The following is a 13,198-nucleotide window of genomic DNA, read 5'->3' as shown; positions in this document are numbered from 1 at the left end:
CGGGGTCGGCTGACGCGCCGCGCTTCGCGGCCTCTCTTCTGGTGCGGCACCGGCCGGGCCGCGCACCCGGCCGGTGCCCGCCTCGCCTCAGACGGCGCCGGGCGGGTCGGCCGCCCACCAGGCCGCCGCATTGCCGGGCAGGACGCCCGCCGGGCTCGGGGCACTGGCGAGCAGGGGGGTGCCGGGGACGGGGGCCGGGACGTCCTGGCCGCCGAAGTTGACGGCGCAGACCAGTCCGTCGCCGCGGACGAACGCGAGGACGTCCGGCGGTGTTTCGAGCCAGCGCAGCGTTGCGTCGCCGCGCAGGTGGAAGTCCCGGCGCAGGGCGAGACCGTTGCGGTAGAGGTGCCAGAAGGAGTCGGTGTCGTTCAGGGCGCGGTCCGTGGTGTGGTCGGCGAACCAGCCGGGCTGCGGCAGCCACGGCCGCGCGGTGCTGTCGGCGCCGGTGAAGCCGAACGGTGAAGCGTGCCCGGACCAGGGCAGCGGCACCCGGCAGCCGTCGCGTACGTACTGGCGGCTGCCGGTGCGCAGGAAGATCGGGTCGGTAAGTGCTTCGTCGGGCAGGTCGACCTCGGGCAGGCCCAGCTCCTCGCCCTGGTAGATGTAGGCCGCGCCGGGCAGGGCCAGCATGAGGAGGGCGGCGGCGCGGGCGCGGGCGGCTCCGGCGGCGCTGTTGTCGGAGCCGTAGCGGGTGACCGTACGGACCTGGTCGTGGTTGTTGAGGACCCAGGTCACCGTGGAGCCGGTGCCCGCTATGTCGCGCAGGGCCTCGCCGATGACCTTGCGGAAGGCGTCGGGGTTCCAGGGGGCGCTGAGCAGGTGGAAGAAGAACGCCTGATGGAGTTCGTCGGGCCGTACATAGGCGGCCTGTTCGGCGGCGGTCGGTACGGACACCTCACCGACGAGCAGCCGGTCCTGGCCGTCCACGGCGGTGTAGCTCTCGCACACGGCCCGCCAGCGGCGCCACACTCCGTGCACCTCGGGCTGGTTCCAGGCGAGCGGGTTGACGGAGTCGCGGGTGCGTTCGTCGGCGCCCGGGTCGTCCGAGTCGGGCAGGTCGGGGTGGTGGAAGAGCCCGGCGGCCACATCGATCCGGAAGCCGTCGACACCCTGGTCGAGCCAGAAGCGCAGGACCTCGTCGAAGTACGGGGCGACGCGTGGGTCACGCCAGTTGAGGTCGGGCTGCTCGGGTGTGAACAGGTGCATGTACCACTGGCCGGGGGTGCCGTCGGCCTCCTCGACGCGGGACCAGGCGGGGCCGCCGAACATGGCGCGCCAGTTGTTGGGCGGCAGTTCGCCGTGCTCGCCCTTGCCGTCGGCGAAGTGGAAGAGGGCGCGTGCCTCGCTGCCCGGTGCGGCGGCCAGTGCCTCGCGGAACCAGGGGTGTTCGCTGGAGCAGTGGTTGGGGACGATGTCGAGGACGACCTTGAGGCCGAGCCGGTGGGCGTCGGCGACGAGGAGTGCGAACTCGTCGAGATCGCCGTAGACGGGGTCGACGGCCTTGTAGTCGGCGACGTCGTATCCGTGGTCGCGCTGCGGTGACGGGTAGAAGGGGCTCAGCCAGATCCCGTCGACGCCGAGTTTGCTCACATAGGGCAGTCCCGCGCGGACTCCGGCGAGGTCACCGATGCCGTCCCCGGTGCTGTCGAGGAAGCTGCGCACATAGATCTGATAGATCACGGCGTCCCGCCACCACGGTGAAGCGCTCCCGGCCGAGCCGACACCGGCCGGCCGCAAGCCGCCCGAGCGGTCGATGGAGTCCTCCGGGGGAGCTGTGAACATGCGTCACCATCCGCGCTCTGTGATCCGTCGGCCCCGTCGCCGACGACATACATACATGTTAAATAGCGCGTGAGCAGCGACGTCAAGGCGTGACGGGGAAATCCGGGGTCAACCCGCCGACCATGAAGGATATTTCGCCTGAAACGGCACGACGGAGGCGCGCGAGAACCCAGGTTTCCCGTGTCACCCTCGGGTCTCGCTACTTAACATGTAGCTAGCAGGTGACTAGGGGTGGCGGCTCGCCAGAATGTCCCGCAGCTCCCGGTCCAGCCGGTCCAGCGCGGCGGCGGGCGTGGTGCGCTGCGCGAGCGCGCCATGGGTGACGGCGGCGACGGCGAGGCTGACCTGCTCGTAGTCGACGCTCTTGAGCCGCACCCGTGCGGTACGGACGCTCTCGGCGAGGGCGGGCAGATACGGGTACCGCCGGATCAGCGCGGGGTCCTCGTACAGCGGCGCCCACACCGGCGGGAGCCCGCCCTCGGTGAGGACGCGGCGCTGCACGTCCTCGCTGAGCAGGTACGTCATGAGGTCGGCGGCCGAACGCGGGTGGGCGGAGCGGGCGTTGACGGCGAGGTTGGAGCCGCCGAGTACGCCGGTGCCGGGGCCTTCGAGGCCGGGCAGCGGGACCGCGGCGAACTTTCCGGCGACCGCGGATCCGGGTGCGGAGGCGAGGGCGTGCACATAGGGCCAGTTGCGCAGGAAGAGCAGCTTGCCCTCCTCGAAGGCGAGCCGGGAGTTCTCCTCCTTGTAGGTGAGGGCCTCCTGGGGTATCCAGCCTTCGCGCAGGCCCGAGGTCAGGAAGTCGAGCGCTTCGCGGGCCTCGGGGGACGTGACGGTCACGCGGCCGTCGTGGTCGGTGAGGGAGCCGCCCGCCGACTGGATCGCCTCGGTCACGTTGACCGTCAGCCCCTCGTAGGGCAGGAACTGGCCCGCGTAACCCTGCATGCCGTACTTGTCGGACAGGGCCGATGCCTGGTCGGCGAGTTCTCTCCACGTACGCGGCGGGCTCAGGTGCTCCCGGTCGAGGATGTCCTTGCGGTAGAAGAGCAGGCCCGCGTTGGTCACGTACGGGACGGCGTAGAGGCGGCCTTCGTAGGTGGCGGTGTCGAGGACCGACGGGAGCAGCCGGCCGACGGGGAGGCGGGAGCGGTCCACGGGGGCGATCCAGCCGTTGCCCGCGAACTCGGCGGTCCATGCCACGTCGATGTTGAGCACGTCGAAGCGCCGGCTGCCCTCGCGCAGACTGTCCTGCATCTGCGCGTGCACCTCGTCGGCGGCTTCGGGGAGTTCGACGAGGTCGACGCGCTCGGCCGGATGCGTACGGTTCCAGTCCGCGAGGACGTCACTGAGGTAGCCGGTGAGGTCACGTCCGGTCGCCAGGGTCAGCGGCCCCCGGCCGTCCGACGTCACCGGCGACACCTCACTGCGGACGCCGGACCCCGCGCAGGCGGCCACCAGCAGGACCCCCACGATCAGGGTCCTGCCGACCGTCCACACCCGGCGCATCACGTGTCACCCTCCCCGATCTTCTCCGTGTTCCCTGGCCGCCGCGGACCCCGAACCGCCGTCCCCGGCACCGGCACGCCCTCTGTAGTGCTCCAACAGGCATCATGTATATCTGCGGGACGACGCGACAGCCGGTGGCGCAGATCGTTGCCTGAACGTACACAGTCGTGAGCGAATCGACGGACCACGCGGCCAAGGAGGGGACCCGGACAGTGCGTCTTCACCTGCTGGCGCTGCTCGCCGGTGGTCCCGCCCACGGTTATGAGCTGAAGCAGGCCCTGGAGAAACTCCTGGGCGCGGCGTACCCTCAGCCGAACATCGGCCAGATCTACGTCACGCTCGGCAGGCTCGAACAGTCGGGGCTCATCGAGGGGAAGCACGTGAGCCAGTCGGACCGCCCCGACAAGAAGATCTACGAGATCACGGCGGCCGGCCGGGAAGCCGTGGACGCCTGGTACGAGACGCCGTCGGACACGCCCCGGGTCCGCGACGACTTCTTCATGAAGCTCGCGCTGGCGCACCGCACGGGCCACGCGGACCAGATCAACCTCATCAACAAGCAGCGCAGGCACTACCTCACGCTCATGCGGGCCCTGGCACGGATGGAGGGCGCCGACGAGGAGCAGGACAACCGCATCGCCCGGCTGCTCATCGAGGGCGCCACGCTGCATCTCCAGGCCGACCTGGACTGGTTGGAGCGCTGTCAGGAGGAACTCGAATGAGCGGCGACGACTCCTCCCCCACGGCCGACCCGCCCCTGCTCAGCGTCGCCGGGCTCGCCAAGAGCCACACCGGTGACGGGGGTCTCGTGCACGCCGTCCGGGGGGTCGATCTCGATGTCGCGCGGGGCGAGTTCGTGGCCATCACCGGGACGTCGGGCGCGGGCAAGTCCACGCTGCTGCATCTCCTGGCGGGTCTTGAGCGTCCGGACAGCGGAACGATCAGCCTCGCGGGCCGCCGCGTCGACGGGCTCAGCGAGGCCCGCTGGGCGATGCTGCGCCGCCGCCATCTCGGGATCGTGTTCCAGTTCTTCAACCTGGTGTCGACGCTCACCGTCGCCGACAACATCGAGATGCCCGCGCTGCTCGCCGGGCGCGGCGCCCGCGAAAGCCGCACGGCGGTACGGGAACTGCTCACACTGCTCCGCCTCGACGGCAAGGAGGACAGCCTCCCCGGCGATCTGTCGGGCGGCGAGCAGCAGCGCGTCGCCCTCGCCCGTGCCCTGGTCAACCGGCCCGACCTGCTGCTCGCCGACGAACCCACGGGCAGCCTCGACAGCCGGGGCACCCGCGAGGTCGTCCGGCTGCTGTCCCGGTTCCACCAGGAGGGGCAGACGATCGTCCTGGTCACGCACGACGCCCGGGTGGCGAGCGCGGCGGAGCGTGTGATCAGCCTCAGCGACGGACGGATCATCGACGACGTACGGCTGAGCGACGACGCGCACGACGCGGCCGTCGGTCTCGTCGAACTGGCGGAGTGACCGTGCGGGCCATCCTGCGCTGGGCGCTGGCGGACCTGCGCACCCATCGCGGCCAGGCCGTGTCGCTCACCCTCGCCACGGTCGGCGTGACCGCCGCGCTGCTGCTGTCGGCCGCCCTGTTCCAGTTCGCGGCGAGCCCCTGGCAGCAGGTGTTCACGGAGACCCGGGGCAACCACATCTGGCTGCGGCTGACGGGCGGCACGGACACGTCACGGCTGCCGGAACTCCCGGGCGTCGACTCGGTGTCGGGCCCCTACCGCACCGTCCCCGTCACCGCGACGAGCGCGACCACGACCGCCGCCGTCGATCTGCGCGGCGCACGCTCCGACGAACCCAGCGAGCGGGAGCGCCAGTTCCTCACCGGACGCTGGCTCGGTGACGCACCGGACGAGGTGGTCCTCGACCGGTCCACCGCCCAGGCCCTGTGGGTACGGCCCGGCGACACCCTCCCCGTACAGACCGCGCCCGTACAGACCTCGCCCGCGCGGTACGCGACCCTGCGTGTCGTCGGTGTCATGTCGACGTCGGAGGCGGGTTACGAGGAGGGGGAACGGCCCGGTACGGGCTGGACTTCACCGGGCACCCTCAACCAGTTCACCGCGGGTCCCGGCACGGGCGGCGGGCCGGTCGCGGGGCGGACCGTCGGGCTGCGGCTGGACGACGCGGCGGACACCGACTTCGTGGTCCAGCAGGCCGTCGCCGCCGTCGGCCCCGAGCATGTGGTGCGCCTGTCCACCTGGCAGGAGGCCCGCGCGGCCGTCGCCGAGGACAACCGGCTGCTCGGGCAGTTGCTGCGGGTGTTCGGGCTGGGGTCGCTGCTCGCCGCCGCGGTGGCCGTGACCGGCGGGGTCGGCGGCCGGGTCCTGGGGCAGGTCCGGGACATCTCCGTGCTGAAGGTCATCGGCATGACCCCGCGTCAGGTCGCCGTCATGTTCTTCGTCCAGCACTCGGCGCTCGCCCTGGCGGGCGTGAGCGTCGGCTCGCTCGCGGTGCGCACGCTGGGCGCCCATGTGCCGGGCCCGATCGGCGAGGCGGTGGACTACGGCCGTACGCTGCCCGGCGCCGCCGCGGTGACCGTCGCGATCGGGGTGGGGACGGTGCTGGTCATCGCCGCCGCGACGGCGTTCGCCGCATGGCGGGCGGCCCGGGTGCCACCGAGCCCCGTCGCCCGGATCGCGCGCCCGGCGCCCCGGCGCATGGCGCGGTCCGCGCGGCTCGCGCTGCGCTGGGGCACGCCACCGCACCTCGTACTCGGCTGGCGGGGAGCCACCCACCGCAGGGACCGGTTCACCGCGTCCGTCGCCCGGCTCGCCCTGCCGGTGCTGATGATGACGGTGGCGCTGGCGGCCGTCGCGACCCTCGACGGGCTGCGCGACGGCGACACCGGCCATGTGAACCCGCCCGCGCCCCTCACCGTCCGCCAGGAGCGCGGCCTCGACCCGGAGGCGCTGGCCCGGATCAAGCGGCACCCCGAGGTGCGGGCGGTGTATCCGGCGGCCGAGGTCACCGCGCTGATCCCCGGCCAGACCCGTTCGGTGACGCTGCGCGGACTCGGTACCGAGGGGCACGCGTATCCGTTCGTGGCCGTGGAGGGCCGGGCGCCGTCCGCGCCGGACGAGGCGGTGGCCGGGCAGGGGCTGCTCGACACGACGCGGGTACGGGTCGGGCAGTGGGTGCGTCTCACGGTCGGCGGCACCCCGCACATCCTGCACATCGTCGGCCGCTCCATAGAGCCGGAACACAGCGGCCTGGTCATCTCGACGACCCTGGACACCCTCCGCGACGGCGGCACGGCGCATGCCCCGCAGTCGTACGCCCTGATGCTGCGGCCCGGCGCCGACCCCGCGACCGTCGCCCGCGCGCTCTCGGCCGACCTGCCCGGCCTCGACATCCGGCGCTCACCGCTGCCCGTGGCATCACCGGGCCTGGTCAGCGGGGTACTCGCCGGGCTGATCGCCGTCCTCGCGCTGATCACGGTCGCGGAACTCGCGGCTTCGGTGAGTTCGGCGCTGCGGCTGCACACCCGGGAGCTGCCCGCACTGCGCGCCATCGGGCTGACACCGCGTCAGCTCGCGGGTGTCGTGGTGACCAACTGCGCGGTCACGGCGAGCGCCGCGGCGGCCGTCGGTATCGTCGCGGGTCTCGTCGTGGCCCGGCCGCTCATCGACCTGGAGGGACACGCGAGCGGAGTGGGCGCCGGCATCGCCGTGTTCCCCGCCGTGTCGTCGCTTCTGCTGACCGCCCTGGGTCTGGTGGTCGCAGCGGTGGCGCTGGCCGTGGTCCCGGCGGTCCGGGCGGAGCGGCGACGGGTGCCCGATCCGGGTGCGGGACCCGGCTGACGAACGGTCCGGTCACCGCTCCGGCCGACGACGTGGTCTCCGCCGGCCCGGCCGCAGGGTCGGCGAGGAGCCCGGTGCACGGGCTGCGCGTACTCCCCGTTCGCGGGCCGTGAGCAGGTGCGTACGGCGGGCAACGGGCGCCGCGCAGGGGCGCGTTACGCGGGTAGATTCGACTACGCTGTGGCCGCGTCGGGCGGATCATGGACAGCCGCCGGCGGATACGCGGACACCAGCGAATGGGGAACCGAGGCCATGAACGACCGGGCGGCGGACGGGTTCGTACCGATCAACACTTCCGCGGCGCATCCCGCGCGCGTCTACAACGCCTGGCTGGGCGGCAAGGACAACTACCCCGCCGACCAGGAGGCCGCCGAGCTGGCAGCCGCCGCCAATCCGGAGATCATCCCGGCGGTGCGGGCCAACCGCGCGTTCCTCGGCCGGGCGGTCCGTGAGCTGGCCGGAGCGGCGGGCGTCCGGCAGTTCCTCGACATCGGCACCGGCATACCCGCCGCCGACAACACCCACGAGGTCGCGCAGCGCGTCAATCCGGGTGCCCGGGTGGTGTACGTCGACAACGACCCGATCGTGCTGGCCCACGCCAGGGCCCTCCTGGTCAGCGCCCCTGACGGGGCGACGGACTATCTGGAGTCGGACCTGCGTGACGTCGACCAGATTCTCGCGGCGGCCCAGGACACGCTGGACCTGTCGCAGCCCGTGGGTCTGATGCTGGTGGCGATCCTCCAGTACATTCCGAACGCCGACGATCCGTACGCCCTCACGCGACGGCTCCTGGACGCGCTCGCGCCCGGCAGTTTCCTCGTCCTGTCGCACCCCGCGTCGGACATCGGGGCGGACGAGGTCGCCGAGTCGATGCGCGTGTACAACGAGCGGGCCGCCCAGCACGCGGCGGCGACTCCCCGTACGCACAGCGATGTTCAGCGGTTCTTCGAGGGCACGGACCTGCTCGACCCGGGAGTCGTCCAGCTCCCGGACTGGCACCCCGCCCCCGACGACGTGCCCCCGGCCCAGGCGCTGCCCATGTGGTGCGGGGTCGGCCGCAAGCCGTAGCGCCACGGAGATCCGTCCCAGAAGCGCCCTAGGCACCTGGCCGGCCGTCCCGGTCGGCCGGGATCGCGGTCTGCCGCAACTTCCTTACGGCGAGGGCGAGTTGCAGGCGCAGGCGGCCCCGGGGGGTGTGCACGTCCCAGCCGAGCAGTTGCTCCGCCTGCGCCAGACGCTCCTGGAGCGTCGAGTGATGGACGGTCAACTCCGCCGCCGCGGACCGCAGACTCGGCGACGACGCCACCGCGTGCAGCGTCACCGTCACCCACGGCGCCGCCTCCGCCGCACGGTCCACCGCGAGGACATCGGGGATCGGCGGGGTGTCGGGGCCGACCGTGGCGGCGAGCAGTGCCAGCGCGCCCAGCTCGTCCGCGTACACCCTGCGCGGGCCCGGGTCCCGCGCGGTCCCCTCGGCCGTCAGCCGCAACGCGGTGCGCGCGGCGGCCCACGACTCGGGCAGCGCGGTCGGCGCCACGGTGGGCCCGACGCCGGCCCGTGGTCCGTCGGGGGTCCGCCGGTCGGGGTCCATGACGGCCTCCACGTCGGCTCCGCCGTCCCACAGGGCCACCGCGCGCACCCGTTCCGTGTGCAGTCCGAGCCGGGCCGCCGCGTGAGCGCGGGCGGCCGGGGGCGCGGACGCGTCGAGGAGCAGTTCCACGAGTGCGGGGTCGTCGGCGGGTGCGCCGGCGGGTGCGCGTCCGCGGGTGCGGTCCAGGACCGCGCGTGCGGCAGCCGCCGCGCGTTCGAGGATCATGGCGTGGACGCCGTCGGGCGGCCCGGGGCGCTCCAGCCAGAGCGCTCCGGACTCCTCGGCGGCAGGCGTACGGGCCGGGTCCGCGTCGTCATCGGCCGGTGCCTCCGGTACGAGGGGCGCCCGGGGCCAGGCCGGGTCGACGGGACCTCCGCCGCCGGACCGGCCGTCTGGTTCGACGCGGACGCGGACACCGCGCCGTTCGTCCACGAGCCGGGCGGGCGAGCCGGACAGGACGGCGGCGCCCCGGACCAGGGCTTCGAGTCCGGCCCGGCTCTCGGTCAGGCGGTCGAAGTACGCGATGACCTGCACGGCGGCCCCCGCGTCGGGGTCGAGGGCCGCGAGCCGGCCTGCCAGCTCTCTCACGCGCACCATCCTCCGCCCGGGGGACCCTTCTGCCAAGCGCCCGACCCCCGGCGCGGGTGGGTCAGGTGTTCAGCAGGCGCCGCAGCCAGCGCAGCCGGGCCGCACGGGCGTCCTGCGACACCGGTGCCTGGGGCGCCAAGCCGTCGAAGCCGTGGAATCCGCCGGGCCAGACATGCAGCTCGGCGCGGCCCCCGGCCTGCCACAGCCGGTCGGCGTAGGAGACGTCCTCGTCACGGAAGGTCTCGGCCGAGCCGACGTCGATGAAGGCGGGAGGCAGCCCCGACAGATCGGTGGCGCGTGCGGGTGCCGCGTACGGGGAGACGTCGGGGCCGCCGCGTGCCGTGCCGAGCAGCGCGGTCCAGCCCATGTCGTTGGCGGTCCGGTCCCAGACGCCGCGCCCGGCCATCTGGAGGGCGGACACCGTGTCGTTGCGGTCGTCCAGCATCGGGCAGAGCAGCATCTGCCCGAGGAGCGCCGGTCCGCCTCGGTCCCTGGCCAGCAGGGCGAGTGCGGCGGTGAGTCCGCCGCCGGCGCTGGCTCCGGCGATGACGATCCGGTCGGGGTCGATGCCCAGTTCCGCCGCGTGTGCGGCGGTCCACAGGAGTCCGGCGTAGCAGTCCTCGACCGGAGCGGGATGCGGGTGTTCGGGGGCGAGCCGGTACTCGACGGACACCACGACCATGCCCAGCTCCGCGGCCCAGTCCAGCGCCATGTCGACGCCCACCCGGTTGGTGCCCAGGACCATGCCGCCGCCGTGGGTGTGGAACACGGCGGGCAGCGGCCCGGCCGCACCGGTCGGCCGGCAGATCAGCAGGGAGATGTCGGGTGCCCCGGCGGGACCCGGGACCGTCCGGTCCTCGATCTCGAAGGCGCCGTCGCGGGTCAGGTCCGAGTCCGGGAAGACATCGGCGGTCATCCCCTCCCGGAGCGCGGGGATCGACTCGACCGACACCATCTCGGGCATGTGCTCCATGAACACTTCGAGGGCGGCGTGCAGCTCCGGGTCGAAGGGCGGGGGCGGGTAGGCCCGCTCGTCGGCTATGGGCCCTGCCGGGGTCGTCGGCTCGGTCGTCATGGCGCCTCCTCGTGTGCACGGCCACGCCCGTGTGGCCCGTGCGTGCATCGTGTCCGCGCACGGACTGGCGAGGGTACGCGCCGTTCGGCGGGGATGCCCCGCCGAACGGCGGGCCGCCGGGACGGCTCCGCTGCCGAGCCCCCGACCGGGGGGTGATGCAGCGGCGCGATTCAGCGGCGCCCTCCGCACACCGCCCGGTCCACGAGGGCGATCGTGGCGTCGGCCTGTTCGTCGAAGCGCTTCTCGTCGCCGTAGCGGGTGGTGAAGACGGCTGCGGCGGCCGACGCCTTGCCGTCGGGGGTGACGGCGCCCTCCGAGACGGTGCCGAAGGAGGTGCCGCCGTGGTACCAGACGCCGTCCGGGCAGCCCCGGACCGGGCGCCACGCGATACCGAGTCCGTAGCGGGCCTCGCCGCTGCCTGCCTTGTCGGGCGCCGGCACGGTCGTCCGCATCTGGGCCAGTTGCTCGGGCGGCAGCAGACGGCCTCCCATCAGACCGCGCAGGAAGGTGTTCATGTCGCCGGTGGTGCTGATGATGCCGCCGTCCGCTCCGCCGTCCACGGAGAGGGTGGTGTCGGTGAGGTCGTCGCGGCCGGGGAACTGCACGTAGGCCGTGGCGGTGGGGCGGGGCACATAGGGCGAGGTGCCGAGGGTCATGGTGTGGCGCAGGCCCAGGGGCTCGATGATCCGGTCGTTGACCTCCTGTTCCCAGCGGTGTCCTGTGACCTTCTCGATGATCAGGCCGATGAGGACGTAGTTGGTGTTGGAGTAGGACCAGCGGGTCTCGGAGCCCGGGTCTTCGGCGTCCGGCAGCCAGCCGGGTGCGCTCTCCATGGCCAGGGCGACCTGTTGCGCGGGCGTGCGGACGGCGAACCGGTTCTCCCGGTAGTGCTCGGGGGTCAGTGTTTCGGGGTCGGCGAAGAGGGCGTCCGTGTAGTCGGCGAGTCCGCTGGTGTGCTGGAGGAGGTTACGGAGGGTGACGCGGGTTCCGTCGTTGCCGCTGCCGGACACCACGCCGGGCAGCCGCCGTTCCACGGTGTCGTCCAGGCTCACCTTGCCTTCACCGGCCAACTGGAGGGCGACGGCGGCCACGAAGGTCTTGGTGTCGCTGCCGATCCGGTAGTAGGCGTCCTTCGGGACCCTTCCCCCGTCGTCCAGGTCGGCGACACCGGACCTGACCACGGTGTCCCGCCCGGCGGCGTCCCGTGCCCGCGCCGTCAGTCCGGTGGCACCGGTGTCCCGCACGGCGTCCGCGTCCCGCTGGAGCTGTCCGCGCGACGCCCGGTCGGCGTCGGCTCCCCGCGCGTCGGCGCCCGACCCCGCGCCCATCACCGTGACCACCCCGATCGTGCCGACCGAAGCCATGCTCAGCGCCATCCTCGCCACCGCCGACCGCCCGAACCGCCTACGCACTGTCATTCCCATGGGGCCAGACGCTACGGAGCCCAGGCGGGGCCGGACCATCCGACAGCCCCGACCCTCGGACGTGGGGATATCCCCCCTTCTCCGGGCGAACGGTGACCCCGGTTCGATCGCCGCCCGCCCAACACCCCGTACCCGCAACCCTGTTGAACCCTTGACACCCCTGGGCCCGCCTCCTTACTGTCACGCCAGCATTTCGAACGTGTGACGAGATTTCGAACAAGTCGAGACGAGTGCGGGGTCAACTGCCGTGCGTATCACCGGAATCAGCACCCATGTGGTCGGCACGCCCTGGCGCAACCTGACCTATGTCCTGGTGCACACCGACGAGGGTCTGACCGGGGTGGGCGAGACCCGCATGCTCGGTCGCACCGACGCCCTGATCGGATATCTGCGGGAGGCGGAGGCCAACCATGTCGTCGGCTCCGACCCGTTCGCCACGGAGGATCTCGTACGCCGCATGAAGTACGGCGACTACGGGCGGGCCGGCGAGATCGTGATGTCCGGCATCGCGGTGGTCGAGATGGCCTGCTGGGACATCAAGGGCAAGGCACTGGGCGTCCCGGTCTGGCAGTTGCTCGGCGGCAAGGTGACCGACCGGGTCAAGGCGTACGCCAACGGCTGGTACACCACCGAGCGCACCCCGGAGGCGTACCACCGGGCCGCCCGGGAGGTCGTCGCGCGCGGGTACAAGGCGCTCAAGATCGACCCCTTCGGGACCGGGCACCTCGAACTCGGCCATGACGAGACCCTGTACGCCGTCTCCCTCATCGAGGCGGTACGCGACGCCATCGGCCCGGAGGCCGAGCTGATGCTGGAGATGCACGGCCGTTTCTCCCCCGCCACCGCCGTCCGGCTCGCCCGTGAACTCGCTCCGTTCCAGCCCGCGTGGCTGGAGGAGCCGGTGCCGCCGGAGAACCTGAAGGCGCTGGAGAAGGTGGCCGCCAAGGTCGACATCCCGCTCGCGACCGGTGAGCGCATCCACGACCGCATCGAGTTCCGCGAGCTGTTCGAGAACCAGGCCGTGGACATCATCCAGCCCGACGTCGGCCATGTCGGCGGGATCTGGGAGACCAGGAAACTCGCCGCCACCGCCGAGACCCACTACGTCCTGGTGGCACCCCACAACGTGGGCGGCCCGGTCCTCACGACGGCGTCCCTCCAAGTCGGCTTCGCCACCCCGAACTTCAAGATCCTGGAGCACTTCAACGACTTCGCCGACGCGGAGATCAAGAAGATCGTGAAGGGCGCGCCGCAGGTGGTCGACGGCTACTTCGAGCTGTCCGACGCGCCGGGTCTCGGTGTCGAGCTGGACGTCGACGCGGCGGCCGAATTCCCGCAGCAGCAGGCGCGGTTCGACCTCTGGGCGGACGGCTGGGAGCAGCGCAGGCCGAAGGTGGGGCGATGAAATCCGGG

10 protein-coding genes are annotated in these 13,198 nt (G+C 72.6%); 5 read left to right on the top strand and 5 right to left on the bottom strand.

Annotation, left to right across the window (positions count from 1 at the left end; genetic code table 11):
• Positions 1 to 87 precede the first annotated feature (87 nt).
• Positions 88 to 1,782, bottom strand: coding sequence for an alpha-amylase family glycosyl hydrolase (locus ACIQNU_RS41095; protein WP_401376981.1), 1,695 nt, complete (start codon positions 1,780 to 1,782; stop codon positions 88 to 90).
• A 225-nt stretch (positions 1,783 to 2,007) separates the two neighbouring features.
• The gene (locus ACIQNU_RS41090; RefSeq protein WP_401377122.1) at positions 2,008 to 3,288 is read right to left on the bottom strand and encodes an ABC transporter substrate-binding protein; all 1,281 of its coding nucleotides are present in this window, start codon (positions 3,286 to 3,288) and stop codon (positions 2,008 to 2,010) included.
• A gap of 212 nt (positions 3,289 to 3,500) precedes the next feature.
• On the opposite strand from ACIQNU_RS41090, the gene ACIQNU_RS41085 reads away from it, so the two are divergent.
• The 4 genes from ACIQNU_RS41085 (at position 3,501) to ACIQNU_RS41070 (ending at position 8,175) form a co-directional block, all read left to right on the top strand.
• Positions 3,501 to 4,010 carry a PadR family transcriptional regulator gene (locus ACIQNU_RS41085; RefSeq protein WP_401377119.1) on the top strand — a complete coding sequence of 170 codons (510 nt, stop codon included), beginning with the start codon at positions 3,501 to 3,503 and terminating at the stop codon, positions 4,008 to 4,010.
• On the top strand, positions 4,007 to 4,768 hold the full coding sequence (locus ACIQNU_RS41080) for an ABC transporter ATP-binding protein (RefSeq protein WP_401376979.1): 762 nt from the start codon (positions 4,007 to 4,009) through the stop codon (positions 4,766 to 4,768). Before ACIQNU_RS41085 ends, ACIQNU_RS41080 begins: the two co-directional genes overlap by 4 nt.
• 2 nt (positions 4,769 to 4,770) lie before the next feature.
• On the top strand, positions 4,771 to 7,107 hold the full coding sequence (locus ACIQNU_RS41075) for an FtsX-like permease family protein (protein ID WP_401376976.1): 2,337 nt from the start codon (positions 4,771 to 4,773) through the stop codon (positions 7,105 to 7,107).
• Between the two features lie 252 nt (positions 7,108 to 7,359).
• Positions 7,360 to 8,175 (top strand): SAM-dependent methyltransferase, encoded by an 816-nt coding sequence (locus tag ACIQNU_RS41070; protein ID WP_401376974.1) that lies wholly within the window; start codon positions 7,360 to 7,362, stop codon positions 8,173 to 8,175.
• 28 nt (positions 8,176 to 8,203) lie between these two features.
• Here ACIQNU_RS41070 and ACIQNU_RS41065 read toward each other — a convergent pair whose 3' ends face one another.
• The 3 genes from ACIQNU_RS41065 to ACIQNU_RS41055 all read right to left on the bottom strand — a co-directional run bounded on the left by ACIQNU_RS41065 (position 8,204) and on the right by ACIQNU_RS41055 (position 11,725).
• Complete coding sequence (locus ACIQNU_RS41065) at positions 8,204 to 9,286, bottom strand: helix-turn-helix domain-containing protein (RefSeq protein WP_401376971.1); 1,083 nt, start codon at positions 9,284 to 9,286, stop codon at positions 8,204 to 8,206.
• A 61-nt stretch (positions 9,287 to 9,347) separates the two neighbouring features.
• A complete protein-coding gene (locus tag ACIQNU_RS41060) occupies positions 9,348 to 10,361 on the bottom strand; it encodes an alpha/beta hydrolase (RefSeq protein WP_401376969.1) in 1,014 nt (337 codons plus the stop codon).
• Positions 10,362 to 10,531: 170 nt separating this feature from the next.
• Positions 10,532 to 11,725, bottom strand: coding sequence for a serine hydrolase domain-containing protein (locus ACIQNU_RS41055; RefSeq protein WP_401376966.1), 1,194 nt, complete (start codon positions 11,723 to 11,725; stop codon positions 10,532 to 10,534).
• Positions 11,726 to 12,032: 307 nt separating this feature from the next.
• Here ACIQNU_RS41055 and ACIQNU_RS41050 point away from each other — a divergent pair, with 307 nt between their 5' ends.
• On the top strand, positions 12,033 to 13,190 hold the full coding sequence (locus tag ACIQNU_RS41050; protein ID WP_401376963.1) for a mandelate racemase/muconate lactonizing enzyme family protein: 1,158 nt from the start codon (positions 12,033 to 12,035) through the stop codon (positions 13,188 to 13,190).
• Positions 13,191 to 13,198: the final 8 nt, after the last annotated feature.

Source organism: Streptomyces sp. NPDC091292 (genome assembly GCF_044757265.1).
GTDB lineage: Bacteria > Actinomycetota > Actinomycetes > Streptomycetales > Streptomycetaceae > Streptomyces.
Note: the sequence above shows the minus strand (reverse complement) of the source record. Positions and strands in the feature narration are given on the sequence as shown.

Coding starts and splice junctions, on each gene's coding strand:
- ACIQNU_RS41060 (WP_401376969.1), bottom strand. CDS start 10,361: ATGACGACCGAGCCGACGACCCCGGCAGGGCCCATAGCCGACGAGCGG.
- ACIQNU_RS41070 (WP_401376974.1), top strand. CDS start 7,360: ATGAACGACCGGGCGGCGGACGGGTTCGTACCGATCAACACTTCCGCG.
- ACIQNU_RS41095 (WP_401376981.1), bottom strand. CDS start 1,782: ATGTTCACAGCTCCCCCGGAGGACTCCATCGACCGCTCGGGCGGCTTG.
- ACIQNU_RS41090 (WP_401377122.1), bottom strand. CDS start 3,288: ATGCGCCGGGTGTGGACGGTCGGCAGGACCCTGATCGTGGGGGTCCTG.
- ACIQNU_RS41080 (WP_401376979.1), top strand. CDS start 4,007: ATGAGCGGCGACGACTCCTCCCCCACGGCCGACCCGCCCCTGCTCAGC.
- ACIQNU_RS41055 (WP_401376966.1), bottom strand. CDS start 11,725: ATGGCTTCGGTCGGCACGATCGGGGTGGTCACGGTGATGGGCGCGGGG.